General features: G+C 63.7%; 26 protein-coding genes and 1 pseudogene. 12 read left to right on the top strand and 15 right to left on the bottom strand.

Going from position 1 to position 26771, the window contains the following annotated elements; translation table 11 throughout:
- Positions 1–212 precede the first annotated feature (212 nt).
- Positions 213–1205, top strand: a complete 993-nt coding sequence (xth, locus tag FHT08_RS18800; protein ID WP_166776347.1) for an exodeoxyribonuclease III — start codon at positions 213–215, stop codon at positions 1203–1205.
- Positions 1206–1238: 33 nt separating this feature from the next.
- Here the strand turns inward: xth and FHT08_RS18795 are convergent.
- Positions 1239–1502: pseudogene (locus FHT08_RS18795) on the bottom strand (hypothetical protein); the annotation flags it as partial.
- A 209-nt stretch (positions 1503–1711) separates the two neighbouring features.
- On the opposite strand from FHT08_RS18795, the gene FHT08_RS18790 reads away from it, so the two are divergent.
- The 3 genes from FHT08_RS18790 to FHT08_RS18780 are packed head-to-tail and all read left to right on the top strand — an operon-like array spanning position 1712 to position 3927.
- On the top strand, positions 1712–2965 hold the full coding sequence (locus FHT08_RS18790) for a molybdopterin molybdotransferase MoeA (RefSeq protein ID WP_166776344.1): 1254 nt from the start codon (positions 1712–1714) through the stop codon (positions 2963–2965).
- 46 nt (positions 2966–3011) lie between these two features.
- Complete coding sequence (locus FHT08_RS18785; protein WP_166776342.1) at positions 3012–3581, top strand: molybdenum cofactor guanylyltransferase; 570 nt, start codon at positions 3012–3014, stop codon at positions 3579–3581.
- The gene (locus tag FHT08_RS18780; RefSeq protein ID WP_166776341.1) at positions 3565–3927 is read left to right on the top strand and encodes a hypothetical protein; all 363 of its coding nucleotides are present in this window, start codon (positions 3565–3567) and stop codon (positions 3925–3927) included. Before FHT08_RS18785 ends, FHT08_RS18780 begins: the two co-directional genes overlap by 17 nt.
- A 28-nt stretch (positions 3928–3955) precedes the next feature.
- Here the strand turns inward: FHT08_RS18780 and FHT08_RS18775 are convergent, their stop codons facing one another.
- The 7 genes from FHT08_RS18775 to FHT08_RS18745 form a co-directional block, all read right to left on the bottom strand.
- Positions 3956–4954, bottom strand: a complete 999-nt coding sequence (locus FHT08_RS18775; protein WP_166776339.1) for an NAD(P)-dependent oxidoreductase — start codon at positions 4952–4954, stop codon at positions 3956–3958.
- 306 nt (positions 4955–5260) lie between these two features.
- Complete coding sequence (locus tag FHT08_RS18770; protein ID WP_104606612.1) at positions 5261–6304, bottom strand: acyltransferase; 1044 nt, start codon at positions 6302–6304, stop codon at positions 5261–5263.
- Between the two features lie 42 nt (positions 6305–6346).
- Positions 6347–7648, bottom strand: coding sequence for an NAD(P)-dependent oxidoreductase (locus tag FHT08_RS18765; RefSeq protein WP_104606611.1), 1302 nt, complete (start codon positions 7646–7648; stop codon positions 6347–6349).
- Positions 7645–8226, bottom strand: coding sequence for a dTDP-4-dehydrorhamnose 3,5-epimerase (rfbC, locus tag FHT08_RS18760; protein ID WP_166776337.1), 582 nt, complete (start codon positions 8224–8226; stop codon positions 7645–7647). Before rfbC ends, FHT08_RS18765 begins: the two co-directional genes overlap by 4 nt.
- Entirely contained in the window at positions 8223–9272 is a 1050-nt protein-coding gene (locus tag FHT08_RS18755; protein ID WP_166776335.1) for an SDR family oxidoreductase, read from the bottom strand. The genes rfbC and FHT08_RS18755 overlap by 4 nt, the downstream gene beginning before the upstream one ends.
- A gap of 4 nt (positions 9273–9276) precedes the next feature.
- A complete protein-coding gene (gene rfbF / locus FHT08_RS18750; protein ID WP_104537391.1) occupies positions 9277–10050 on the bottom strand; it encodes a glucose-1-phosphate cytidylyltransferase in 774 nt (257 codons plus the stop codon).
- A 52-nt stretch (positions 10051–10102) separates the two neighbouring features.
- Positions 10103–11287 (bottom strand): glycosyltransferase, encoded by a 1185-nt coding sequence (locus FHT08_RS18745; RefSeq protein WP_166776333.1) that lies wholly within the window; start codon positions 11285–11287, stop codon positions 10103–10105.
- Between the two features lie 253 nt (positions 11288–11540).
- Between FHT08_RS18745 and FHT08_RS18740 the strand changes: the two genes are divergently transcribed.
- From FHT08_RS18740 to FHT08_RS18725, 4 genes are all read left to right on the top strand, one after another.
- On the top strand, positions 11541–12671 hold the full coding sequence (locus tag FHT08_RS18740; protein WP_166776331.1) for an NAD(P)/FAD-dependent oxidoreductase: 1131 nt from the start codon (positions 11541–11543) through the stop codon (positions 12669–12671).
- 326 nt (positions 12672–12997) lie between these two features.
- Positions 12998–13255 (top strand): KGG domain-containing protein, encoded by a 258-nt coding sequence (locus FHT08_RS18735; RefSeq protein ID WP_024940389.1) that lies wholly within the window; start codon positions 12998–13000, stop codon positions 13253–13255.
- 677 nt (positions 13256–13932) lie between these two features.
- Complete coding sequence (locus FHT08_RS18730; protein WP_166776329.1) at positions 13933–14853, top strand: M14 family metallocarboxypeptidase; 921 nt, start codon at positions 13933–13935, stop codon at positions 14851–14853.
- A 134-nt stretch (positions 14854–14987) separates the two neighbouring features.
- Positions 14988–15686: a DUF1349 domain-containing protein gene (locus tag FHT08_RS18725; RefSeq protein WP_166776327.1), complete on the top strand. Its 699-nt coding sequence runs from the start codon at positions 14988–14990 to the stop codon at positions 15684–15686.
- A gap of 124 nt (positions 15687–15810) precedes the next feature.
- Here the strand turns inward: FHT08_RS18725 and FHT08_RS18720 are convergent, their stop codons facing one another.
- The gene (locus tag FHT08_RS18720) at positions 15811–17622 is read right to left on the bottom strand and encodes an EAL domain-containing protein (RefSeq protein ID WP_166776325.1); all 1812 of its coding nucleotides are present in this window, start codon (positions 17620–17622) and stop codon (positions 15811–15813) included.
- Positions 17623–18312: 690 nt separating this feature from the next.
- Between FHT08_RS18720 and FHT08_RS18715 the strand changes: the two genes are divergently transcribed.
- On the top strand, positions 18313–18588 hold the full coding sequence (locus FHT08_RS18715) for a hypothetical protein (RefSeq protein ID WP_166776323.1): 276 nt from the start codon (positions 18313–18315) through the stop codon (positions 18586–18588).
- A 73-nt stretch (positions 18589–18661) separates the two neighbouring features.
- Here the strand turns inward: FHT08_RS18715 and FHT08_RS20160 are convergent, their stop codons facing one another.
- Positions 18662–18787, bottom strand: a complete 126-nt coding sequence (locus tag FHT08_RS20160; protein ID WP_276568212.1) for a hypothetical protein — start codon at positions 18785–18787, stop codon at positions 18662–18664.
- A 680-nt stretch (positions 18788–19467) separates the two neighbouring features.
- Between FHT08_RS20160 and FHT08_RS18705 the strand changes: the two genes are divergently transcribed.
- From FHT08_RS18705 to FHT08_RS18695, 3 genes are all read left to right on the top strand, one after another.
- Positions 19468–19884 carry a hypothetical protein gene (locus FHT08_RS18705; RefSeq protein ID WP_104537898.1) on the top strand — a complete coding sequence of 139 codons (417 nt, stop codon included), beginning with the start codon at positions 19468–19470 and terminating at the stop codon, positions 19882–19884.
- A complete protein-coding gene (locus FHT08_RS18700; RefSeq protein WP_166776321.1) occupies positions 19881–21206 on the top strand; it encodes a sorbosone dehydrogenase family protein in 1326 nt (441 codons plus the stop codon). Before FHT08_RS18705 ends, FHT08_RS18700 begins: the two co-directional genes overlap by 4 nt.
- A gap of 419 nt (positions 21207–21625) precedes the next feature.
- Complete coding sequence (locus FHT08_RS18695) at positions 21626–22312, top strand: thermonuclease family protein (protein WP_166776318.1); 687 nt, start codon at positions 21626–21628, stop codon at positions 22310–22312.
- A 147-nt stretch (positions 22313–22459) separates the two neighbouring features.
- Here the strand turns inward: FHT08_RS18695 and FHT08_RS18690 are convergent, their stop codons facing one another.
- The 5 genes from FHT08_RS18690 to FHT08_RS18670 all read right to left on the bottom strand — a co-directional run bounded on the left by FHT08_RS18690 (position 22460) and on the right by FHT08_RS18670 (position 26753).
- Positions 22460–22828 (bottom strand): response regulator, encoded by a 369-nt coding sequence (locus FHT08_RS18690; protein ID WP_166776316.1) that lies wholly within the window; start codon positions 22826–22828, stop codon positions 22460–22462.
- 904 nt (positions 22829–23732) lie between these two features.
- Positions 23733–24419, bottom strand: coding sequence for a glycosyltransferase family 2 protein (locus FHT08_RS18685; protein WP_166776314.1), 687 nt, complete (start codon positions 24417–24419; stop codon positions 23733–23735).
- Entirely contained in the window at positions 24416–25012 is a 597-nt protein-coding gene (locus FHT08_RS18680; protein WP_166776312.1) for a class I SAM-dependent methyltransferase, read from the bottom strand. Before FHT08_RS18680 ends, FHT08_RS18685 begins: the two co-directional genes overlap by 4 nt.
- Positions 25009–25770: a PIG-L deacetylase family protein gene (locus FHT08_RS18675; protein WP_208409140.1), complete on the bottom strand. Its 762-nt coding sequence runs from the start codon at positions 25768–25770 to the stop codon at positions 25009–25011. The genes FHT08_RS18680 and FHT08_RS18675 overlap by 4 nt, the downstream gene beginning before the upstream one ends.
- Entirely contained in the window at positions 25758–26753 is a 996-nt protein-coding gene (locus tag FHT08_RS18670; RefSeq protein ID WP_166776310.1) for an acyl-CoA dehydrogenase, read from the bottom strand. Before FHT08_RS18670 ends, FHT08_RS18675 begins: the two co-directional genes overlap by 13 nt.
- Positions 26754–26771 lie beyond the last annotated feature (18 nt).

The following is a 26771-nucleotide window of genomic DNA, read 5'->3' as shown; positions in this document are numbered from 1 at the left end:
GTGACGCGTTTCCAGTGAGGTAACCGCGCGAACAGCGGGTGCATACCTGGGCAGTCCAGAACGCGGGCTATCGCGTGCGATCGCCGGCGACGGGTGGTGTGCAAGCCGTGAGTTCGTACGCCAGTAGGCAGCGGAGCTTCACCCTGCTTGAGCATCTGCTTAATGCCATGGCGGCGATGCTATCGCCTTATGCCTCGCCAGGTCGCTCGCCCATGTCCACCACCACCCGCAAGATCGCGACATTCAACGTCAATGGCATCAATAGTCGGCTGCCGCATCTGCTGGACTGGTTGCAGCGCGAGCGACCGGACATCGTCGGCTTGCAGGAACTGAAGGCCACGCAGGACGCCTTTCCGGAACAGGCGATCCGCGATGCCGGGTACGGCGTGATCTGGCAGGGCGAGAAGTCGTGGAATGGCGTGGCATTGCTGGCGCGCGGCGCCGATCCGGTGGAAATCCGTCGTGGGCTGCCGTGGGACCGCGGCGATACGCAGAGCCGCTACCTGGAAGCTGCAATTCACGGGGTGGTGGTGGCCTGCCTGTATCTACCCAACGGCAATCCGCAGCCGGGGCCGAAGTTCGACTACAAGTTGGCGTGGTTTCAACGCCTGATCCGGCACGCCAGGACGCTGGTGGACCTGCCGCACCCGGTAGCATTGATCGGCGATTTCAACGTGGTGCCCACCGATGCCGACATCTACGATCCCAAGGGCTGGCGCAGGGATGCGTTGCTGCAGCCTGAGAGTCGCCAGGCGTACCAGACCCTGCTCGAACAGGGCTGGACAGACAGCCTGTTTGCAGTGCATGGCGACCCGCCGATCTATACATTTTGGGATTATTTTCGCCAGCATTTTGCGCGCGATCGCGGTTTGCGCATCGACCACCTGCTGCTCAATCGCACCCTGGCGCCCGGGCTGCAGGATGCCGGTGTGGACAAGTGGGTACGCGCACTGGAAAAGGCCAGCGATCATGCGCCGACCTGGATCCGCGTGCGTGTGCCGGAGGCGGTAGCGGAACCAGCAACGCAGGCCAAGGCCGTGCCCAGGCCGCGAAAGCAGCCCGTGGCAAAGGCAGCCCCGGTGCGCAAGTCCACGACCAAGAAAACGACCAGGACCGCGGCGAAGAAGGCCGCAACGCGCCCTGACGCCAGCAAGTCAATCGGAACCGCCAAGCCGCGCAAGCTGGCGAAGAAAAGCGCCGAATGACGCGGCAGGGCTAGCCGATACTGCCCGCCTGAGCTCCATCCGACGCTGCTTGATCCGGTGCAGCACATGCCCGGTGAGGGCGGTCAGCAGGATCAATACATTGCTGACGATAAACACCGCATTGCCGACCAAATAGCTGTAGAGGATAAACAACACCGAAGCGCTGATCTGGCCGATGAACAGCCAGCGCGAAACGCCCTGTGCCGCATCCGAGCGCCATTGCTTGTAGATCTGGCGGATCAAGGTGGCAATAAAGACGGCACTGGCGAGCCAGCCCACAAGGTCGACGAGTTGCACGCGGCACAGAGACCGTGGAGAACTGCGTCCACTGTGCGAGATGCCGTGTGGGCAAGGCGTTCTAGCGGCTTCAAGCGATGTGCGCGGTGCGTGAGACGAGGCCATGCACGGGATTGGACGCCCTGATGTCGCAATCGCCACGCCTGTACCAGCCGCGCCGGGCGCCGGTATCCTAGCCAGGTCATCCATCGGTCGACCGTGCCTTGTTCATGATCAGCTACGCCGACGCACTTGCGATTGTCCGTCAGCAGGTCGCCGCGCTTGCCGGCGAGTGGGTGGACAGTACCGATGCCGAAGGACGTGTGCTTTCGCAGACGTTGTCGAGTCCGGCGGAGCTGCCGGCTTTCGACAACAGCGCGATGGATGGTTTTGCGCTGGCCACTGCCGGCTGTGGTGCGATTGCCGGTAGCGAACATGTGGTCGCTGGCAGCGTTGCCGCAGGCGAAGATGTGAGTGGCATCCCGGCAGGTAACGCTTGGGAAGTCATGACCGGTGCCGGTTTGCCTCCGGGCGCCGATGCAGTGGTGCCTATCGAGCAGGTGGACGTGCTGGCGCATGATGGACCGCGACCCAGCCGCATCCGTCTGCGTGCCAGTATTCGTTGCGGTCAGCATATCCGTCGACGCGGAGAAGATGTGGCCTTGCACGATCGCGTGATCGAGGCCAGTACCGTGCTGCGCGCCGCGCACCTGATGCTGTTGGCAGGGCTGGGCTGTGCGCGTGTGCAGGTGGTGCGGCGTCCGCGTGTGGCCCTGATTGCGACCGGCCGCGAATTGATCGGCGATCCGGCGCAGCCTTTGCGGCCTGGACAGATTCGCGATGGCACCAGCGGCTATCTGCTCAGCCAGTTGCGTGCAGCCGGGGCCGAAGTGGTCTGGCAGGGACAGGTGGGCGATGCCGATGCCGACTTCGACCGGGCGCTTGCGCAGGCGCGAGGCGCGGACGCCGAGGTGATTCTGAGCACCGGTGCGGTGTCGCTTGGTCGTTACGATTTCATACCGGATGCCTTGGCACGGCACGGCGCGGCGGTGTTGTTCCACAAGGTCGCGGTGCGGCCGGGCAAGCCGGTGTTGCTGGCGCGCTTTGCAGACGGCGCGCTGTACATCGGTTTACCGGGCAATCCGATGGCCAGCGCTGCCGGGCTGCGTTTTTTCGTGGAGCCGGCGCTACGCCGGTTGCTTGGCATGCCGGCCGAGCGCGGCTTGCAGGTTGCGTTGCAAACGCCGATGCCTGCGCGACCGCTGTGGCGGCAGCACCTGCGCGCGCGGTTGACCTGTAGCGCTGCTGGAGTGCTTTGCGTGCAGATTCTGCCGCAGCAGGAGTCGTTCCGCGTGGCGCCATTGTTGCAGGCCAATGTATGGGCGGTACTGGAACCGCAGGACGATGGCGCCGCGCCCGATACGACTGCGCAGGTGTTCGGGCTGGGCCATCTGCAGCCGGCCGCACCGGCGATCGCGCCATGAGCCTGCACTCGCACGTAGTGCGATGCCGTGCCGGCGAGCAGGCGGCATGAGCGCGAGGCCTGTATGGACGGGCGTGGTGCTAGCCGGTGGCCGTTCCTCGCGGATGGGGCAGGACAAGGCGCTGCTGCCGTGGCGCGGACGTTCATTGCTGGAGCACATGCAGGCGCTATTGCGCGATGCCGGCGCGCACAAGGTGGTGATCAGCGGCGATCGCCCGGACTACGCCGGGATTGCCGACGCGCAGCCGGATCTGGGGCCGCTCGGAGGGCTGGCCAGCGCGATCGATCGGGTGGCCGATGCAACGACACTGGTGGTGGTGCCGGTCGACATGCCGTTGCTGTCCGGGCCATTGCTGGATCGGCTGCTGGCGCCACCACATCGGCGCTGCGTTACCTTTGAAGACCAGATGCTGCCGATGCGTCTGTACGTGGATGGCGTTGTGCGCGAGGCTCTCACTGCGCTGATGGCCGGCCCCGGTTCGTCACGCTCGCTGCGCGCCCTGCAGGCTGCGCTGCAATGCCATCGCGTGGCTGTCACCGCCAGCGAACGCACCGCGTTCGTCAATTGCAATACACCCGAGCAGTGGAGTCAGCTCATTCATGAAAATCCAGATTGAAAGCCAGCAGCTGCGTTTGCGCATCGACGAAGCCGAATTGGCCGAGTTGCTTGCCGGGCGCACCGTCGAGAATCTGAGCCGCTTGCCGAGCGGGGAAGGCGCGCGACTGCTGCGCCACAGCGTCAGCCTGAGCGACGGTGATGCGGCCTGCAATTGCGCTGCCGAGCATTGGCAGTTGTCGGTGCCGCGCGATGCGCTGGAAGAACATGCACGGCAATTGCCCAGCCGCGAGGGATTGCGCTTCAGCTTCGGTACCGGTGCTGGCCATGCCGAACAGACGACGTTGCAGGTGACCTTCGATGTTGATGTGCGCGATAGCGCACGCAAGCGTTTTCCGAAAAGCTGAGTTCGCTGCGGATGCACACGCGCACCACTCATGCGTCGATTTCAAGACGCGCAGCAATGCCGGGCACGCGATCGCAGGCCAGGCCACGGGCCTGCAGCGCCGCTTCGATTGCCGCAGCATCGGCATCGTTGTAGCCGGCGCCGCTGTGCAACGCGACCACGTGCAGGCCTGCTGCGGCCAGTTCCAGCAACAGATGCTGTTGTGCGTCGGCCTCCTGCGGCAAGGCGCGGCGGGATGCATCGCGCCTTGCCAGTTCCAGCACTGCACCGGGGATGTGGTCGCCGATCAGCAGGACATCGGCCAGATTCATCGCACGCAGCGCCTTGATGGTGAGCAGGCCGGGATCGCCCGGGCCGGTGCCGACCAGTTGCACGCTGCCGCGCGCCGGCACCGCCCCGGTATCGTCCAGTGCAGCGATGAATGCGCTTTCGGCTGCGTCGTCGTTGCCGGCCTGCAGCAGCAGCGGCACGTCGCCGTCGATGACGCGATCGAACCAGCGCCGGCGCCGGTTCATGTCGGGAAACTGGCTACGGATACGCTCGCGGTGACGCGCGAACATGCCGGCGAAGCGGCCGACCGAGACATCCAGTTCGCGTTCCAGCCGTTCGCGCAGCCGGCGTGCCAGCATCGGTGCCGCGCCCGCAGAGGAAATGGCGATGACCAGCGGGTCGCGATCCACGATCGCCGGCACCTGATAGGTCGACAACTCCGCATCGTCCACCACGTTGACCAGGCGCTGGCGCGCACCGGCGGCAGCGGCGACGCGTTGATTCAACTCGCCATCGTCGGTGGCCGCGACCACCAGCCACACGTCGTCGATCCAGGCAGGATCGAACTCGCCGCCCAGTTGTTCGAAACGGCCGGCCTGCATCAGTTCCGCCAGTTCGGGCGAGAGCGCGTGCGCGTACAGCCGGATATGCGCACCGGCCTTGAGCAGCGCCAGCACCTTGCGCGTGGCGACCTCGCCACCGCCGATGACCAGCACGGCGCGCCCTTGCAGGTTTGCGAACAGCGGAAACAACGGCATCAAATGTCCTCCGAAAAGATGGCTCGCACCGACAGCATGTTGCATGGCACCCGCTAACCACGTCCATACCTCTGTCGCCCATCCGTGTGGTGCTGGTCAACGCTGCCGAAACGCCGAGCGGCGCACTGTGTCAGGCATCGCTGCGCACAGGTCATACGGTGCCAGGCGATGTGGCATCGGTCGGTACACTGCTCGCCCTCGCGGGCGCTCGCGCAGGCTGGTGGCCGAGGTCAGGCCTTGCCGCAGGCGCTGGCCAGCTTAGCCCGCCGCATGCGTCGATCCATGAACGGCTTCGCTGTCAGAACATCACCGGGTAGTGCGGCGTGCCAGCGCCCGGCGCGCCTGCCGCAACGCGATGCGCTCGTAGCACAGGTGATAGACCACGCCTAGCGATAGCGCAGCGCCCACGCTGAGCAACAGGTTCACCGGCCAGGTGGCCAGCGGCCCCATCCGGCGCGTGGTGCGCGCCACCAGCGACATCAGCGGCATATGCACCAGGTAGATCGCATACGATGCATCGCCGAGCAACAGCAGCGTCGGGCCGATACGCAACCAGCCGCGCCATTCCGCGCGCACCAAGCAGGTCAACGCGCCGGCGATCGCCAGCCCGAACAACGGTGAATGCACGCGCTGCATCCCGTCGAGCACGAAGCTCGCGGACGCGATGAGCGCGACCACACCACCGACCCACGCCGACCATGGCGCAGCGCTCAACACCGCGCGTGCCGCCAGCATGCCGAAGACGAATTCCAGCGTGATGGGATGCAGCAGCAACGCGCGCCAGGAAACTTCCACCGGCTGCGCGAACGGCGCGCCAAGTGCCGCGTGCAGCAGCGTCACGCTTGCCCACAGCAGTGCGCAGCGCAGCGGATGCCCGCTACGAAAGAACAGCCACGCCAGCGCGTAGAACATCAACTCGTAACTCAGCGTCCAGGCCACGCCCAACGCGGATTGCCCTTCGACCGGCAGCAGGCTCAGCGTGGCAAACCATGACCAGCCCATGTCGCCATCGTCCAGGGCGGGCCGCAGCGTATAGGCCAGCGCCAACGCACCACCAACCGGCCAGTACGGCAGATAGATGCGGCTGATACGGCTGCTGGCGTAGTCGCGGCTCCAGCCCGGCGTGCCCGCACTGGCATGGTTGACGTAGTAGATGATGAAGCCCGACAGCACGAAGAAGAAATCCACGCCCAGATAGCCGTGCGCCAGCGCCGCAGCCAGCCATGCCGGTAACCGCTGCACCAGGTGGTTGGTAGGCAGCACGCTGTGGCTGAGCACCACCATCGTGGCGGCCAGCGCACGCCCGGCCTGCAGGACGCGGATGGTTGGGCGGGCAGGCAGGGCGGCCATCGGCTGTGACATCGGCACGCGGACGCAGGCCGATGTCTGCGCTCAGGCGGCCAGTTCCGCAGCGTCGGCGAAGACACTGGCCTGCTCGGTACGCAGACGATCGATCAGGCGGTTGGCCGGCAATTGCACATCGTCGTAGGTCAGCACTTGGTCCTTGGGCACCGCATGGCGGAGCACGCAGCCTTCCGCCACGCCCATCGGCAACAGCCCCGTGTTTGCAGTGACATCGGCGCGCTCGCACTGGCCGTAGCTCATGTAGCCACCGAGTCCGTCGATGGTTTCGCCGGTGGTCAGGTCGCGCTTGGCGGTGGCGATCACTTCCACCAGCGGCGCACCCAGCGGTTGCAGCACCGCATCGCCCAGCAGCACCACCCGCGCCACCGACAGCGGTACTTCGAAGTGGCAGAGATGATACGGCGTGTAGAAGCTGTACAGCGGGCCTTCGCCGAGCTTGTAGAGATTGAGGTAGTGCTGCTGCCTGGCATCGTCGTGGCTGGCCAGTACGAACACGCCGGGCGAGGGCAGGGCGCCGACCACGTAATCCACCGCGCCGCCCACCGCACGCAAAGCCTCGATGTCGTAGCGCCGGGTCAGCTCGTCGACATGTGCGCGATGCTCGTAGCCGGTCATGCCGCGTTGCAGGATCGACATGCCGGTGCCATTGGCCACGATCGCCTGCTCGAAGCTGATCTTGGTTCCGTCGGCAAAGCTGGTGACCATGTGCGGGTCCTGGCCCCAACGCGCCGCGAAACCGGCCTGTGTCGCCGGTGTGCGATACGGGTCCTGCAGGCCCTTGATGTTGCCGCACAGCAGCGGCGTCAAACCGATCGAGCGCACGAACCGGTACAGGTTCATCTGCACACCGGGCTGGTCGCCATCGCAGGCGCTAAAGATCACCCCGGCGGCATCGGCCCTGCGCTTGAGCAGCGGGCCGACAGTACCGTCGAGTTCGGCATTCATCGTGACCATATGGCGGCCATGGGCGATGGCGCCCAGGCTGATGCGTGCGCCATAGTCGATGGCGCCGGTGGCATCGATCAGGCAATCCAGCGCATCGCATTCGTACAGCAGTGCGGGATCGTCCGTCACAGCCGGAATGCCGGCGGCGATCTGGCGCTTCAACTCGCTGGCCCCATCCACCACGCGTGCGTGCTGGCCGGCCTGGCGGTAGGCTTCCAGCGCCTTGTCCACGCTGCGATTGCAGATCACCGATACCAGCATGCCCGGCACCGAGTGCGCGATCTGGTTGACGATGCCGCGCGCCATGAAGCCGGCGCCGTACAGGCCAACACGCAATGGGCGGCCTTCGGCGGCACGCGCCTGCAACAGACGATCGATATTCATGGGCGCTCCCGCTGAGTGAGTCCGGCATGGGTGGGAATGCCGTGCTGTTGTTCGTCGAAATCCGGCCAAGCCGCATCCTTGTCGGACACCAGCTGGGGTTCGAGTGGCCACTGCACGCCCAGGTGTGGATCGTTCCAGCGCAAGCCACGCTCGGCCTGCGGCGTGTACATCGCACTGGCGAAATAGAGCGCCTCGGTTTGCGGCTGCAAGGTAATGAAGCCATGCGCAAAGCCGCGCGGCACGTACAGCGCCAGCCGATTGTCCGCGTTCAATTCGGTGCCGTACCACTGCAGATAGGTGGGCGAATCCGGGCGCAGGTCCACGATCGCATCCCAGAGCGCACCGCGAATGCAGCGCACGATCTTGACCTCTGCGGCAGGCGGCAACTGATAATGCATGCCGCGCAAGGTGCCGGCGTGCGCATTGAACGAGTTGTTGACCTGCACGAACTGATCGACCAGGCCCGCCTGCGCCATCTCCTGGGTGCAGAACACGCGTGCGAACCAGCCGCGCGCATCGCCGCGTTGTTCGGGCTCGATCACGAACGCACCGGCCAGTGGGGTGGGGTGGAAGATCATGCAGCCACCCTCAGATCCGGTGCCAGGGTTCCTGTATCGACCAAGTGCTGCAGGATGCGCAGACGAATGAAGTCCGAACCCTGACGGAAGTCGCCATCACGGAATCCGGCGCGCTGCAGGTCGTCGCGCAGCTCGGTGATGGTGGAGCGCAGGGTTTCCTGCGGTTGGTGTTCCGGCGCCAGGCGTTCGAACAAGGAGAAGTCCACGCGGTAGGAACGGTTGTCGCTGGGTGCGCTGGTGGAAATCGCGACATGCGCAGTGGGAATCGCCACACCGACCGCATGGGCGAGATCGCGGATCTGCACGTTCCAGCGCTCCGAGCCGGCATTGACAAACAGGAACTGCCCGCCTGCCGCTGGCGCGCGGCTCAGTGCCCAGTCGATGGCGCGGGCCATGTCGCGCACATGGATCAACGGCCGCCATGGCGAGCCATCCGACAGGACTTCCACGGTGCCGTTGGCCACCGCGCCTGCAACGAAATCGTTGAGCACCAGATCCAGCCGCAGGCGCGGCGAGGCACCGCAGGCGGTGGCGAACCGCAGGCAGGTGATCACCATGTCGGTGTCCAGCTGCGCCAGCGCACGTTCGGTATCGATCTTGGAATGCGCATACGCTGTCAGCGGTGCGATGGCGCTGGTTTCCGAACGTGGCGTGCCATCGGCGGCGGCGCCGTACACACTGCAGCTGGAAGCGAACACGAAATGGCCCACGCCGGCCTGCGCGGCCGCCTGCGCCACCGCCACGCTGGCGCGGCAGTTGATCGCATCGGTGACCAGTTCGAAACGCTTGCCCATCGCATCGTTGGAAATCGCCGCCAGGTGCACCACTGCGTCGAAGCCCTGCAATTGTTGCGCGGTGAGATCGCGCACGTCGCCGAACCATTGCTGGTCCAGCACCACTTCCGGCAGGCGACGCGGGTCGGACAGACAATGCGCGAACCAGCCGCGATCCAGCCCCACCAACCAGGCCTGCGGATAGCGTTGTCGCAGATGCGCGGCCACGACCGGGCCGATGTAGCCCATGTTGCCGGTGATCAGAATGCGCATGTCTTTACTCCCACACGCGCCAGGGCGCGCGATTGGATGACCAGAGGGTTTCGAGATGATTGCGGTCGCGCAGCGTGTCCATCGGCTGCCAGAAGCCGTCGTGGCGATACACGCTCAGTTCGTCGCGGTCGACCAGCGTTTCCAGTGGGCTGTTCTCCCACACGGTGGCATCGCCGTCGATCACATCGATCACGCGCGGGTCGAGCACGAAGAAACCGCCGTTGATCAGGCCATCGCCATCCAGCGGCTTCTCACGAAATCCGGTGACCTGCTCGCCTTCCACGCGCAAGGCACCAAAGCGGCCCGGCGGTTGTACTGCGGTGACCGTGGCCATGCGGCCTTCGCGCTGGTGCAGTGCGATGGCGGCCGTGATGTCCACGTCGGCCACGCCATCGCCATAGGTCATGCAGAACGCCGCCTCGTCTCGCAGATGCTCGCGCACGCGGCGCAACCGGCCCCCGGTCATGGTCTGAGCGCCGGTATCGACCAGTGTCACGCGCCAAGGCTCGGCTCGGGTGTTGTGCAAGGTGATGGTGTTGCTGGCGAGATCGCAGGTGACGTCGGATTCGCGCATGTGGTAATTCATGAAGAAATCCTTGATCACCTCACCGCGGTAGCCAAGACAGACGATGAAATCCTGGATGCCGTGGTGTGCGTAGATCTTCATGATGTGCCAGAGGATCGGCTTGCCGCCGATCTCCACCATGGGTTTGGGGCGGATGGTGGTTTCTTCGGAAATGCGCGTTCCCAGGCCGCCGGCCAGGATGACTGCTTTCATTGCTGATCCTTGAACTGATGCGCCGGTGATCTCGGTGCAGTGCGATGCAGCGCTAGGCGGTCATACTCAGCGCGATCGCCGGTGGGCAGGCAGTCTGTTCGGCCATCGTGGCCAGGTTGTCGAGCATGGCAAAGCGCTCGGCCATCAGTGGCGGGCGCGGCAACTGCAGCGTCTGCAGAATTTGCGCCCATCGGTGTGCCCAGTCGTGCCGTCGCAGGCACTGCACGGTGTTGTGCAGTCTGGCACGCTCCAGTCGGTCGGGCTGCTGCTCCAGATCGCGCAGGAAGAGGCCGACTTCCTCGCCATCGGCCGGCAGCTCGATCACCGCGTCTTCCCAATCGAAGTGCTGGGCAAATTCCGGGCATGCCTGTGCGGAGCCGAGTATCACCGCGCCCCCGGCGGCCCCTTCGAAGTAGCGCGTTGCCAGCGCCTGTTTTTTCACGCCCTTGAAGAATCCCTGTGTGTCGACCACGAAGTCGTGCGCCATGAAGAACTTGGCGCGCTTGATCATGGCTGCCGATTGCAGCCGATGCGCAGCCCAGTCCTGCACCGCGCCACCGCGCAGCACATCGTGCAGATAGAAAAAATCGGGGTTGGCCTGTGCATGCGCAAGCCATTGCGCGTGTACCTGCGGCATACGCCGGCCGATGCTGACCACGTCGATGCAGCGCTGCGGTGGCCGCGGCCACGGCGTTGCCAGCAGGGTGTCGCAGGCGCTGGCCAGAAACGACACCGGTGTGCTGGTGTAGCGGCGCAGCGCATCGACGCAACCGGCATTGAGCACGAACACATGGTCGAACTGATCCAGCAGTTTCAACTCCGCCTTCTGCGATTCCAGCAATTCCGGCCAGGTTTCCAGCAGATACACCACGCGGCTGCGGCAGCGCTCGCGCCATCCCTTGATGCGTCTAAGTGTGCTCAATTCCCTGGGAAACTGGCACACGTAGAAGAACAGGTCGTAGTCCTGTTCGACAACCCGGGGCTGTGCGTTGGAGAGCGCAGGCCGCCCGTTCAGCCGCTGCAGCGCAGAGATGCCGCGATGTTTGAGCTCGTTGAGCAGATACGACACGCCAGGATTGACGCCGCGTCCGCGGGTGTAATCGGCTGCGGGAGGGCACAGCAGCTGCGCGTGTTCCAGGCTGCGGACCACGTTGAGCAATGCATATGCCTGCCCGTTGAAGGCCTCTGGCCATGCCTCGTAATTAGAGGCGAGCAGGACCGAACGCGTTGCGTCCATTCAAACTCCTTCGGTGATTGCAGCTTCGAACCGGACGCAACAGGTCGCGCTCGGGCGGGGGAAGAATGCGCACCGCAACATTCGGAAAAACGTCTGTCGGCGTCGAATAACGTGATTCACGTCATGTGGTGGGCCGAATATAGAGCCGGATAGTGAGAAAATAGTGATAACGGTCCCGACAATCCTGCGCGTTCCAGTGTGCGGATGGTTCTAGTGTGCAGATAGACTGATCGACCATCGTGTGAGAGCGGGCATGCAAGACGTCGAATGCATCGTGATAGGCGCTGGAGTAGTGGGGCTGGCAGTTGCGCGCGAGCTGGCGATGCGAGGGCACGAGGTGCTGGTGCTGGAATCCGAAGACGCCGTTGGCACCGGCACCAGCGCACGCAACAGCGAGGTGATTCATGCCGGGCTCTACTATCCGGCCGGTTCGTTGAAAGCGCAGCTGTGCCTAAGCGGCAATCCGCTGCTGTATGCCTATTGCGAACAACGCCACGTGCCGCATCGGCGCTGTGGCAAATTGATCATCGCCTGCGACCAGGCGCAGCGCGGCCAGCTTGAGCAGTTGTACCGCAGTGCCATCGCCAGCGGCGCGCACGGCTTGCTGCCGCTCGACACGGCACATGTGCACGCACGCGAACCGGCCTTGCGCTGCGTCGCGGCGCTGGAGTCCACCACCACCGGCATCATCGACAGCCACGCGTTGATGCTGGCGTTGCAAGGCGATGCCGAGGCGCATGGCGCTACCGTGGCGCTGCGTGCCACAGTCGCGCAGATCGAGCCGCTTGTGCATGGTCTGCGCGTGACCGTCGCGGGTCAGCCACCTGAGAGGCTGACCTGCGCCTGGCTGGTGAACGCCGCCGGTCACGGCGCGCCGCCACTGGCCGCGCGGATCGATGGCCTGCCAGCGCATGCACAGGTTCGCGGCTATTTCGCCAAGGGCAGCTACTTCACCCTGGCGGGACGTTCGCCGTTCCAGCAGTTGATCTACCCCATGCCCGAACCTGGCGGCCTGGGTGTGCATCTCACGCTGGATCTGGATGGGCGTGCGCGCTTCGGCCCCGACGTGGAGTGGGTCGCGCAGCCCGACTATCACTGCGAGCCAGCGCATGCCGCGCGTTTTGCCGCAGCGATCCGGCGCTACTGGCCTGGCTTGCCGGACGGTGCGTTGCGGCCCGGCTACTGCGGTGTGCGCCCGAAGATCAACGGGCCGGGCGAGGTGGCGGCCGATTTCCGTATTGACGGTCCGTCCATGCACGGCATCGCCGGTCTGGTGAATCTGTTCGGGATCGAGTCGCCAGGCTTGACCTGCTGCCTGAGCATCGGGCGGCATGTGGCCGCATTGCTTGCTGCGGGGCGCGTCGCTACGGCGGTGCCGGTCTGACGTCTCCCAGCCTTGCTCCTGGTTCCAGTTCGCTGGCGCACCGGGCGAGCTGGGACATCGATCGATCCGACGATGCTGCGCCTGGTTGTCGCCGCCGCGTCCGCACCAAGCAGGCCATTCGTGCGGACGCGTTGGTAGCGCTATCCATGTGTCGCTAGCGCAACATCAGCCAGCGCATGGCCGGAGTGCAAGATTTGCACAGCGAGCGCAGCTGTTTTTTCCTGCATTGTGCGGCTTGGCACCGGCTTGCATGGCTCTCGGGTTGGCACGATAGTTGCTTTGCCCCCACTACCAGTGGCGTGATCGACGCATCGAGAGGAGGCACAGTGGAAGACGGACAAAGCAGTACTCGTAGCCGGCGCGGTTTTGCCGCATTGGATCCCGAAAAGCGACGTGTGTTGGCGAGCAGCGGCGGCAAGGCAGCGCATGCCAGCGGCAACGCGCACGAATTTACCAGCGACGAAGCACGTGAAGCCGGCCGCAAAGGTGGCCAGGCCGTGAGTCGCGATCGCGATCACATGTCGCGGATCGGCAGCAAGGGTGGGCGTTCCAAGCAGGCCAAGCCTCAGGAAGAAGCCGTCTGAGCAAGAGTGCGGCGCGCATCCTGCACGCCGTTCTTGCTGCAGCGGGCTGCAGGCCCTGCACGCTATGTGCAGGGCCTGCTTCGTTTCTGCGGAACTGTCCGCGGCGCTGACAGTACCGCTGGAACAATCGATTGCAGCTCCCCGCTGTTTTCGATGCAATCACGTTTTGCTTAGGTTGTTTGAGACCTGACGAAGACATTTGATATGTATTGCATCACGAAGGCGCAGGAAGTTTTTTCACTTGTTGTCGCGTACCCGCCATCGATTGCAGTGAGATCTTTCGCGATTGCTTGATGCGCCTGCGCAAAACGAGTGCAGTATTTGCATCCATTGCAGGACGTCCAGAGCCGTCGGCCTGGTCTGCATCCATGAATGTTCAGTGAGCTGTTTCCGGGGACCGGTGCATGGCAGCTCGCTCGCTTCGACCCCTTCGACCGCGCAGCGCTAAAACCGCAGCGGCGAACATCGCAGCCCCGACAGAGGCAGCAGTCGTGGCAAGTTATCTGCAGGGCGGTAGCGGACTCGTGGTCGACAGAGGCTTTGGGACACTGAAGTCTGATCGCAAGCCGTCACCGAACTCGACCTTGCAGGCGGTTGCTGTCATTGCGTCTGCCGCCGAATGGACCTCCCAGCGCCTAGCGCTTACCCTGGCCATCTTTCAACGGACGGCACCCGTAATGACAGAACGCATGGCGTATCCGATCGGCACCCCACGACAACCCTGGGGCGAGGCAGCGCGCGCCGTATGGCGAGCGCGCCAGGTGGGTCAGCGCAGTCATGCCATCGATGTGGTGCAGGTGATCGATGCGCTGGATGCCAGCTACCAGCGCGTGTATTACGGAACGATCCAGGCGACGTCCGAGCAGTATCCGTTGATCGCACTGCGCAGTGCCGAGTGGGACGCCGCATTGCCCTGCGCGCTGGTGACCGGTGGCGTGCATGGCTATGAAACCAGCGGCGTGCAGGGTGCGCTGCAGTTCCTGCAGCAATGCGCCGCGGCCTACGCAGGCAAGCTCAATCTGCTGGTGGCGCCGTGCATCAATCCCTGGGGCTACGAGCGAGTCCAACGCTGGAATGCCGATGCCATCGACCCCAATCGTGCGTTTCGGCCGGACAGCCCGGCCGCCGAGTCGGCGGCCTTGATGCAACTGGTTGCCACAGTGGCCGGCCAGATGCTGGTGCACATCGATCTGCATGAAACCACCGACAGCGACGAGACCGAATTTCGTCCGGCCCTGGCCGCACGCGACGGCGTCGATTTCGTGCCGGGCAGCATTCCAGACGGTTTCTACCTGGTGGGCGATAGCGAAGATCCGCAACCGCAATTTCAGCAGGCAATCATCGCCGCCGTCGCCGAGGTCACCCATATCGCACCTGCCGACGCGAACGGCCAGATCATCGGCGCAGCGGTGGTCGCTCATGGGGTCATCAATTACCCGGTGCGGCGTCTGGGTCTGTGCGCGGGCGTCACCGACGCCCGCTATCGCACCACCACCGAGGTGTATCCGGACAGCCCGCGCGCCACGCCGGCCCAGTGCAATGCCGCGCAGGTGGCGGCCATCTGCGCGGCGCTGGACTACGCGCTCGCACACCGCTGACAGCATGGGCTGACGCGAGCATCGAAGCTGGCGCCACAGCGCCGCCAGCCACCTGCAGCACCTCCCAAACCAGCGTGTATTGACCCAGTGCGCGGCTAGACTATGCAGTTCTTCAAATGCATGGACGACACTGAATGACCCACGATGCGATAGACGGTGCACGCAGACGCCTGCTGGGCGGCGCAATGGGAATGGCTGTCAGCGGCGGTGTACTTGCCAGACAATCCAACACGGAGAACACGATGGCACAGGACACCCAGTGGCAGGATGGCAGCTGGCTCAATCGGCCGCGGACCGTCGCAATCAACGGTGGCATGCTGGACGTGGTCACTGACAAGGCCACCGATTTCTGGCGCAAGACGCATTACGGATTTACGCGCGATAGCGGGCATTTTCTCGGTGTTGCCGCCGCAGCGCGGTTCACCGCGCAGTTGCGGGTGCGTGCGCAATACGAGTCGCTCTACGATCAGGCCGGCATCATGGTGCGCGTGGACGAGCAGCATTGGGTCAAGGCGGGCATCGAGCTAAGCGATGGCCGTGCCATGCTCAGCAGCGTATTGACCAACCCGGTCTCGGATTGGGCGACAGGCCCCTATGAGGCCGACCCCAAGGACTTTTGGATACGCGCCACCGTTGCCGACGGCGTTCTGCGTCTGCAGGTGTCGGCCGATGGCCATACCTGGCCACTGGTGAGGCTTTGCCCGTTTCCTGTCGCCGACGCATATCAGGTGGGGCCGATGTGTTGCACGCCGGAGCGTGCCGGGCTCAAGGTGCGTTTCTCCGACTGGACGTTAGGTCCGCCACTGGGCAAGGACTTGCACGATCTGAGCTAGCCGCCGCATGGCAACACAGCGTGGGCGCTGCGTTGCCATGTGTATCACTGCAGCAGGCGAGGGCGGTGCCGCGCGAATCGGTCAAGAGCAATGCACACGCGTATCGTGCTTCAGACAGATCGCATCATGGCAAGCGTCGCTCGGCTGCGGCGTGTGCCACATATGCCGCGACCAGTTCCGCCTCCATCGGCCGTGCCAGCAGATAGCCCTGCGCTTCATCGCATCCCCAACTGCGCAGCAGCGCGATTTCGTCGGCGTGTTCGATGCCCTCTGCCACGGTGCGATAGCCCAGCGCACTGGCCAGGCGTACCACGGCCTCGGCGCGCATTTGCATACCGGCCTTGGTGGCGATGCCGGTCACCAGCGAGCGATCGAGCTTGAGGACGTTGACCGGCAACTCGGTGAGGTAACCGAAGTTGCTGTAGCCAGTCCCGAAGTCGTCGATGGCCACACTGATTCCGGCCTCGCGCAGGGTGCGCAGCCGTGGCACTGCCTCCACATTGCTGCGCAGCCAGCGGCCCTCGGTGATTTCCAGCTCGATCCGGCAAGTGGGAATGGCCAGTTCCTTGCAGCGATGGATGACGTCTGCGGCGAGATTGCGGTTGCCGAAATCGCGCGAAGACAGATTGATCGACATGGAGAAGTCCAGCCCCTGCGCACGCCACCCGGCCAATTGCACCAACGCGTTTTCGATCACCCAGTTGGTGACGGTGCACATCAAGGCGGTCTTTTCGAACAGCGGGATGAATTCATCCGGACCGATCGGGCCGAGGCTGGCATGACGCCAGCGCAACAGCGCCTCGAATCCGGTCACCGACAAGTCTTCAAGATTGATCCGGGGCTGGAAAACCAAACGGAAATCGCCCGCGTCCAGGGCCTTTTCGGCATCCAGCGCCAATCGATACGAACGTTGGATCGCGTCGTCATGAGATGCGCTGTACCAGCACACGATGGCGTGATTGCTGATCGCATCGCCCAGCGCCACCAGTCCCTTGCGCATGACATCGTTGGTGTCCGGCTGCTGTGGTGCAAAGCGGACGACTCCGGCATGAAAGGTCAACGCCATGGGGATGCCGGCCGCATCCATCGGCGCATGCAACATGTCACGCAGGTCGAGCAGCAAGTCCTCCATCTCGTCGGGCGCGGAATTCAATAGGAAAAACGCAAAGCGCATTGGCGCCACGTGATAGACGGTGGCCTTGCCGCGCAGCGCGCGGGTCAGCACATAGCTGGCGTGGCGCACCAGTTCTTCCAGCGGCTGCATGCCCAGCGCCTGACGCGCCTCATTCGCCGCCTGGGTGTCGTAGACCTCGATGAAGGCAGCAATGGTCGGTACGCAATGGCTGCCGAAGGCGAGGGCATCCAGGTCCGATTGCAGCTGGCGTGCATTGAGCAAGCCGCTATGCGGTTCGCGCCGCCCGGCGCCGAATTGCAGTTCCAGCTGCGCCGCAGCCACATTGGCGAACATCAGCAGCTGCTGGTGTTCCTGGCTGGCCAGGCGCCGCTCACGCGTATCGATCACGCACAGGGTGCCGGATACACCGGTCTGCGGTGCGCCTACAGGAACGCAGGCAATGAAACGCGCCGGCAAGCCCGGGAAGGCGGCGTCGCCCAGCTGGATTGGGGCAAGGGCGGCAGGTTCAATCAGCTCTGTCACGCCATTGGGCGCAGCAGAAACATGCAGGCACAATTCGATGGCCTGCTGGACATGGGCGGCGCTGATGCCACGCGCTGCCAGCACGCGCACGCGACCGCCCTCGATGATGGTCAATGCGGCCGCAGGCGCAACCAGTGCATGGCACAGCAGACGCGCGATCTGATCGAGCGGCTCCATGCCACCCAGGTCGATCGGCACCCCCGACCAGTCGGAGTGCTGTTCCTGCCGTTTGGTATCCAAAGCAAGCGTCATGTCGTCATATTCCGTGTTGAAGATCACACACTGCACGGCTACTAGAAACAAACCGAGGTCGTCGACAGGTGACGATCATTTTGCGGTGCCGCCTTTTCGAATAAACCGGCCCATTCCGATGAAAACCCCGCGCCACCATCGAGCACGACAATAAACTGGACTGGCGGCCCGGCTGCAGACGAATACCGTAATCAGTGACGCGCGTCGACAGGTGGCACTGGTTTCAATGGTAAAGGTATTAAACGTGCTCATCCGTATCCGATGTCGTTTGCCGCGGTCCGAGCCGTTTTGAACCAACGCGACAGCAATGGCCCTGCTGCTTTCTCAAAACGCGTGCGTGTATACGTGAGTTTCTGCAGGGCCATACAGGGGGAACAAAATGAGTCGTGCAATTGCGTTTGTCCGGATGGCGCCACTTCCGTGTTCAACTGAAGCGATACGATCGATCCGTCCGTGCTTGGCTTGCTGTGGGTATTGAGCACAAGCGACATTCAAAAATGCGGTGTGCTCCTACAGCAGATCGCTGATGCCTGCCTCGTCGGTGGCGCGACGTGCGCCACGCAGGGCGGAACATCGGTGCCATCTCGGCACGGCGCGGCTTGGTCAGGTCGCATCCGTGACATCGGGGGTGCGCTGCAGTCGCAGCGCTAGCGCCTGTCTAAATTGTTCAAGTTCCGTTGCCACCGAATTTGGGCATCACAGCTATGCTCGAATCCGATGAGCACTTCTTGCACCGACAGAATGTCCACGGAAGGCACCGACCGGGGCCTGCCATACCGCGTGGTCGCTCGACAGCTCGGGCACCGGCGCATCGTGCTTGAGACCTTGCACGTCTGTGGTCATCCTGTTCCGCTGCCGGCTGCGCCTACCTTTGGCTCGCTGCAGACCGCGCTGGAGATCGGCACCAGGCTGGCCGAGCAGTACATCGGCCAGTTGATCGTCAAGCAGGTCGGCGTGCGGTCTGCGCTGGCGGCTGGCCCGACGCCGCTTTAGCGGGGTCCAATCGGTTTCGACCTGGTGCCGCCATCGGCAGCCGCATGCGCACCGGCAGCATGCGCCGCGGTCATCAAGCCTTGTCCAGGCTTATTGGGCCCTGGCTTTGGCCGGTGCCGCCCTTGGCGCGTGTGCCCGCGGCCGCACCGACGCGCTTGTCCAGCACCTGGGCCAGTTCGTGAAGCAGCGCCTCGGTCACACCGACGTCCAAGCCGATCTTTCAAATGCGATTGCAGCTGCGCCTCCACGCTTTCCAGTACGGCGAGCACGTTGATCGTGGCCAGTTCACGGCTCACCCAGTCCAGGTCGTCATGGACATGACCTCGGAAGGATGTGCTGCGGGGGAGGGACAACAGAGAGCAGGACAGCTGCGCCCAACCGCATCCGACGCCAAGCTTTGCAGCGCTGATGACGCCCCGGCTGCGCGTATACCATGCGGAGTCGGACGCATTGAGGCTGCGCTTCCCATCGCTGTCTCCTTGTCATGAAGACAGGCAACGAGCATGAGACGGATGCAGCGCCGCTCCATCCATCCAGATTGCATGATCCTATGACCGGTGCTCGTCACTGCAGATGCGCATTGGAACTCAAGCTCTCAAGGATGCGTGCTGCTGACGACACCGGCGGGTCGGGGAGCCGACGCTGATCCTGGCCACGCAGCTCGTGCAGTCGCACCGGTGCGGTCCTATTCTGTGCCCTGCTTGGAGCGGCATTCGCTGTGGCCATGGCGGCGGTCCAGCGGTCGCTCGGCAGGATGAGTGGGGTTCCGACTCTTGCCGGCCAGTCCATCGCGCGGAAACGACCCAGCATCACCGCGCTCATCACGTGGCAGCTGGCAGCATCGGGGCACGTTTCACCAACGCGCCCAATGAGTCCGCCATGAATCCGACTGCCATGCCCGCCCGATCCTGGGCCATCCATCCGTTCCACGCAGCCGTGCTCGGCGGTGTGTGGCCGCTGTTCCTCGGTGCCTTGCTGAGCGACTACGCGTACTGGAGCAGTCATCAGATCCAGTGGGCCAACTTTGCCGCGTGGTTGTTGATCGGCGCGATGGTGTTGGCGACCATTGCATTGCTTTGCGCGATCGTCGGCTTCGCTCGCGGAAGCCGCAATGTCATCTATGTGATCGCACTGGGTGCGGCATGGATCGTCGGCTTCTTCGACGCCTTGCATCATGCCCGCGATGCCTGGGCGATCATGCCGGCAGCGTTGGTGTTTTCAGCCATTGCGACTGCATTCGCGCTGGTTGCGACATGGTCGGGATTATCCAGTCTGCGTGTGGGAGGTGCCCGATGAAACGTCATGCCCTTACTGTCGTGTCGGTTTCGGTGCTCGCTGCCGCGCTCGCTTCCTGCGGCAAGGCACCGGAGCTCAAACAACACGGGGCCGGCCCCGAGCTGCCAGCGCCCGATCGGGGCCTGTTGCCCGACATGACCATCGCCAAGCCGGCAGCGTGGGGCGAGCGCAAGCCCACTGTGCCTGCGGGTTACCGGATCACCGCGATCGCCACCGGTCTGGGCATTCCACGCCAGACGCTGGTGTTGCCCAACGGCGACATCCTGGTTGCCGAAGGCCGCGGCGGCAGCGCGCCCAACCTCAAACCCAAGGACGTGATTGCCGGCGCGATCAAGGCCAAGGGCAACACCTCGGTCAAAAGTGGCAACCGTCTGACGCTGCTGCGCGATGCCGATGGCGACGGCACGTATGAGCTGAAGACCGTCTTTGCCGACAAGCTCAACGCACCGTATGGCTTGGCGCTGATCGGCAACGCCTTGTACGTGGCAAATCAGGACGCACTGGTGCGATTTGACTATCAGCAAGGGCAGACCAAGGCCAGTGCTGCGCCCAGCAAGGTCACCGACTTGCCGTCAGCGATCAACCATCACTGGACCAAGGCTCTTACCGCCAGTGCCGACGGGCGTTATCTGTATGTTGCGATCGGCTCCAATAGCAACATCACCGAGCGCGGCATGATTGCCGAGGTTGACCGCGCGCAGGTCTGGCAGGTGGATCCGGCCACCGGCGCCCACAAGAGCTACGCCACCGGCCTGCGCAATCCCACTGCATTGGCGATCCAGCCCGGCAATGGCGCCCTGTGGGCGGTGGTGAACGAGCGCGACGAGATCGGCCCGAACCTGGTGCCCGATTACCTCACGTCTGTGCGCGAAGGTGGCTTCTACGGCTGGCCGTACAGCTACTGGGGCAAGAATGTGGACACGCGGGTCATGCCGCAGGATCCGCAGAAGGTCGCCTCGGCCATCGTTCCGGATTACGCGCTGGGCTCGCATGTGGCCGCACTCGGTGTCGCGTTTTCGTCCACCGCGATGGGGACGCGGTTCGCCGACGGCGTGTTCGTCGGTGAGCACGGCAGCTGGAATCGTGATCCGCCGGTGGGCTACAAGGTGGTGTTCGTGCCGTTTCGCGATGGCCGCCCGGCGGGCGACCCCATCGACTTCGTCGCCGGCTTCCACGGCGACGATGGCCTGACCCGCGGTCGTCCGGTCGGCGTCACGCTCGACCCGCGTGGCGCGTTGATCGTGGCGGACGATCTGGCCAATACGATCTGGCGAGTGACGCCGGATGCGGCGCCTGTCGCGCCGCAAGCGGCTGCGCAGTAAGCCTGCCTCCATGCCCGGTTCTGCAAAGAACCGGGCAGTATGTGGGGGGTTACTTGCGCCGGTGTGCAATGGGGCAGGGGCCGCCTGTAGGTCTCATCAGGAATAATCCAAGTTTTCATAGGCGCCAGTCTTCAAGGCACGCGCCTTTAGTTGGCCGTCTATCAATACCGCGATTGATCGGCCCCCAATGCAGCCGTGGTGACTGTGCGTCGATGAACACCGAGCGCAACACCGTCTTCGCGGACCACCGCAAGGGATAGGCATTGCCGTCCCGTTGGCATACAGTGCCGGCCCCGCGTCTGCCCTGGCTGACGCAGGCATCGGTGCGATGGATCTCTGGTGAGCCAATCGGCTAGACGCTATCACCAAGGCAAGAACAGACGGACCACGCTCTGCCGATCATCCGAGGCTTGTTGTTGATGTTGTTCAGATGTTCGGTGGTTGTTGTCGTCGCGCTGTTCGCCTCACCCCTTGTCGCAGCAGAGCTGGTCGGCCGCGCAACCGTGACCGATGGCGACACCATCACTGTCGCGCACAAACGCATCCGCCTGTGGGGCGTCGATGCACCCGAAAGTGCGCAGCAATGCACCAGCAACGCGGGTAGCGCGTGGCCGTGCGGCCGACGTTCCGCCGCAGCACTGGATGGCTACCTGCGCGACAAGACGGTTCGCTGCCAACCCAAGGACACCGACCGCTACGGACGGATCGTTGCCGAGTGCTACGTGCAGGGGCAGTCGGTCAACCGCTGGATGGTGCAATCCGGTTGGGCAGTGGCCTACCGCGAGTACGCCACCGCATTCGTCGCCGACGAACGCAACGCGCAGCAGCAACGGCACAACCTCTGGGCCGGCACCTTTCAGATGCCCGCCGATTACCGGCGCAGCAAACGCAAGCAATCGGCACAGCGTGCTCGGGCGGCAACGCAGACGCAGGCGCCTGCGCATTGCGCCATCAAGGGCAATATTTCGAGCAAGGGCAGCAAGATCTTTCACATGCCAGGGCAACGCGATTACACGCGCACCAGCATCTCACCTGCCAAGGGCGAGCGGTTCTTCTGCACCAGTCAGGAAGCGATCAATGCCGGCTGGCGGCGTGCGGCACGCTGATACCCGGTAGCGATGCGCAGCAGTCTTACGGCGCCCCTAGCGATTCTTCCTGGAGTGTTCTGATCAATCGATCCAGGGCGCTACGGTCACTCCGACCAAAACGTGCACTGGCATCGTCCGGTGTGCGGCTGCGCTCTCACGGTGTCGCTAATGCCCGACAAATGCCTCGATATTCTGTACAAGGCTGCGGCGGGTGTAGGGCTTGCTTAAAAACGTCGTCCGGGTCGGCAATCCATTCGGGGAATGCCCCAAACCCGATGTGAGGATTGCCGGCAGATTATTGCCGTCCGCACGCAGGTACGAAATCAGGCCGTAGCCATCCAGTAAGCCCGGCATCTGCAGGTCCGTGAAAACGAGCGCGATCGCCGGAAAATTATCGATATGTTCCAGCGCGCCTTGTGCATCGATTGCGGTCACCACTGCATATCCACTTGCGGTCAGCAACAGCATGGCGAGCTCGAGAGTGTCAGCATCGTCCTCGACGACAAGAATCAGTTTTTCGTTTGTAGAGCGCATAAAGCAGATTTTCTGAGGATGCATTGATCACACTACGTTTCCTGCGCGAAAAATACGTGATCGATGTAAGCACTGCGAACTAACACCACGTCACCCTCTCCATTGACGACAATGGTAGCGGCATTGCATCGGCAAGCTGCGGTCAATTGTCCGATGCCTGATTCACGACAAAATCGGCGGGAAAGCGCGGGGCTGGGCGTGGTGCAAGCAGATGGCGGCGGTCAGCCAGGGCGGCGGATATATGGAGGTACAGTCGGTGACTGGTCAGCGCGCCTGCTTCACCTGCGCTTTCCGGGAGCGGAGATGTCCGGGGCCTTAAATTGAACATGCCGGCGATGCTTATGCGCTCTCAAGGATGCCCGTCGAGGTGATGGTGCATCTGCTCATCCATTGCCTGGCGTAATGGTGCGCCGCAAGTTGCGTGTCGAATCGCATGTCACGCCTATTTCCATACAGGGTGATTCCATCATTGAGCGACACCAGAATCTCCGGGGCGAAGACACCGTCCACCGGAGCCGTATGTGCAGTCAATCGATACCGGCCAATGTGTCGAAACATCGTGGATTCCATCATAACCTCGGTAGCGGCAGTGGCCGGCTCGAACCGGTTGCGGCACGTGGGGGAAGTTGCGAACTGATCGTTTTTCCAACGTGGAAGCGATTCGGATGAGGATCTGCAGGTAGCGATGGAATCGGAGGAGTGCGGCTGCAGCGGATTATGTGCAGCTCGACCATATGCATAATCGAGCTGTCCAGTGTCGAGACAGCCCACCGTGATCGAATCGTCGATCAACGCAATGAATCGGGTTACCTGCGATGTTTCCAACGGCGAGCCCATCCAAATGCCGGCAATCGATGCTCCCGCTTGCTGCCGAACAACACCCGCTGACGCACCGGGCGCTAAACTACACCTGATTGCCCAGTACTGCCTCGCCTGCCAGCACGGCCATTTCCAGGCGGGCCAGGTGATCGCTGAATCCGCCGGTCGCACGCGCAACGCGGCGGGCACTGGTATTAACGACCGGCTTCACCAGGCGGGCAATCTGCATGCCGGCGCGCTCCAATGCCGAAACCAGCACCACATCTTCGCTGCATTTCAGCGAAGAGAAGCCACCGGCTGCCATATACGCGGCCACGCTCATGCCGAGATTGGCACCATGCACATGCGGGTGCCCATCTCGACGGATTTCCTTGGCAAGAAAGGCTTGTCGTGTTTCGGGACGGAAATCGTGCCAATCGGTCACCTCCACCACGCCACAGAACACATCCGCAGCGCAATCGAGCTGTGCCGACAGCCAATCCGGAGGCACGCAGGTGTCCGCATCGGTGAAGGCAAGCCAGCGCGCCCCACGCGCGATGGCGGCCGATGCCGCCGCTGCACGTGCAATGCCAACACCCCCAGAGGTGTTGATGGTTCTTGCGCCGTGCGCGCGTGCGATGGGGCCAGTACCGTCGGTGCAGCGATCGAGTGCGACATGGATTTCCACGCGCTCCCCAAACAGGTGTGGATGCGCGGCTGCCACCAGAATGGATTGCAGGCACTTGCCGATCAGATCCGCTTCGTTATGTGCCGGGATGGTGACCGCGATCATCGCAGCTGCTCCTGTTGCGCAATCGACGGCCCTGACATCCAAGCCTGCAACACGAAGTCCGCGTCCTGATAGGAGCACAGCGTGTCCATTACCAGTTCCTGGTCCAGCGCGCCATGGACCTGCTCGGCACTGCGCAATGCGCCGCTGAAATCATGCCGCCAGTGACAAGCCACAAGACAGCCCCTGGCAGTGAGCGAGCGGGCGAACAGCGCGACGGTTTTTTTAAAATCCGGATCGTCCAGGTAATAGCCCACCTCACTGAAAACGATCAGGTCGAACAGACCTTGCGGCCAGTCCAACGGATGTGCGGCCTGCTGCAGCGAGACCGAAGGCAGTGCCTGGACGCGCGCGCTCGCCAAATCTACCGCCTGCTGCGATAGATCCGTCGCCAGCAGCATGTCGCAACGCAGCGCCAATTGCGCGGTCAATTCGCCGTTGGAACATCCAAATTCCCAGCCGCGCGCAAATCTGGGGTAGGGCAGGGCGCCGAGCAGGATGTCGCGCTTGCGCTGCTCGTACCAGCGCGAGCGATAGCCGAACGGATCTTCATCGGCATATATCTGCTCAAAATGCTCAACGTTCAGCGCGGTCATCGGATGAATACCTCAAACGGCCGAGCGAAGCGCTCCAGCACCGACGGCGGCAGAATCGGTTCTGCGACAGCCGGCATGCAATCGCCCAACTGCGTCGAAAAGCACGTGATGGCGCGTTGCTTGGCGCTCTGCACCGCAGGCGATAGATCAAGGCGCAGGGCAGTACCATCGGCAAACACCCCATCGTCCGGATGCGACCAATGCCACGCCCATACCGGATATTGCAGGCACCGCGCAGACTGCGCCTTGCATGCGGCAGAGGTCGCACGCGCCGCCGCCTCGTGATCCGGATGACCATCGCGCTCCCAGGTCACCAGCACCGTGTCCTGCGCAGTGATCAGATCACCGAGGGCCTGTGCCATATGCGCTTCGCATGCCGCCAGCGCGCCATCGCCCAATGCGAGATGGGTCAATGCACCAGGCAATACACCCAACTGCTGCGCGGCGGCTTCCAGTTCCAGGCGCCGCGCCGGACCCAGCACCTGTGGATACCAGCCGGGTTCGTCCGGATAAGCCTGCTCCCCGTCGGTCAGCGCAATGATCAGCACCGGTACACCTGCGACACGCGCGGCGGCAATCAAACCGCCACATCCAAGCACCTCATCGTCCGGGTGCGGGGCCACTACCACCAGGCGCTGGCTGCCTTGCAGCAGTTGCGACAGCGTGGCGCGTGGCAACTCCATAAGACACGGTGCAGCGCGCCAAGTGGCTTCCGTCGTCCCTATGCCCTGGATGGGCTGTCCGGCTAGATCCTCCAAGACAGCGCCTCCTGCTGGCATAACTCGCCCAACGCTTGCAGGTCGCGTTCTGCATGATGCTGCCGAATGAACACCGACAAGTCGGCACATCGCTGCGCGTGTGCGCGGTTGCCGCATAGAGGCCCCGGTCCCAGGGCGCGGGCGACCCGATCCAGCGTGTCGCGTGCGACCGCTTCGACCACGCTGCGCACCTGCAGTACGCCACGCACATGCGCCTGCTCCGGCTGTGCATCGATGCGCAAGGCCAGCTGACGCAACAACGCAGCCGCAGATGCCAGACCTGCATCGATGGCACCCAGATGCGCCGCGGCATGCGGATCTTTGCTCAGGCGTGCAGAGGCGCGTAGCACATCGGCGACCGCAACGCTTGCACCGAACCAGCACGCGGCGATGCCAGCACCTCCGTGCCAGAAGCCAGGCCGGGTCAGATACGCATCACCCGCACCAATCTGCCGCGCCGGCGTACCGCAGAAGCGGACATTGGCTGTCTCGATGCCTTGCATGCCCACCGCCTGCCACGCACTGCTGTCGATCTTGATGCCGGGTTGATCCAGGGCCACGGCAAACAGGCAACTGGCGCCTGCATGACGCGTTGTTACCAGGGCATGCGTCACTTGCGTGGCACCGGAACACCATGCCTTGGTGCCGTCGAGCGCCTGCCCGGAAAAACGCATGTCGGAGCCGGGAGGCTCAGCCGCCCACACGGCCCAACGCTGGGGCGGCGTCATGATGTCCACGCCAAGATCGGCGCAGATGGCTTGCGCGTCGTAGTGTGCTTCCAGAAACTTCGCCACGCATAGATCTTCTGCGCCGATATCGGCAAGCGTCTGCCAGCGTTCTATTGTGTGACCGCGCCCGGGGAGCGGCAGGGTCGGGTGTGTCCTGAGCCATCTTTCCGCAATCGAATGCTTGAGTCCGTCGCCCAGGACTGAAGCCGTGTTCGATGCCAAGGCAACGGTGTTCGATGAAATACGTGCGCTCATCGGAACAAACTAAGCAGC

The organism is Xanthomonas sp. CFBP 8151, assembly GCF_011761885.1.
GTDB lineage: Bacteria > Pseudomonadota > Gammaproteobacteria > Xanthomonadales > Xanthomonadaceae > Xanthomonas > Xanthomonas arboricola_B.
Note: the sequence above shows the minus strand (reverse complement) of the source record. Positions and strands in the feature narration are given on the sequence as shown.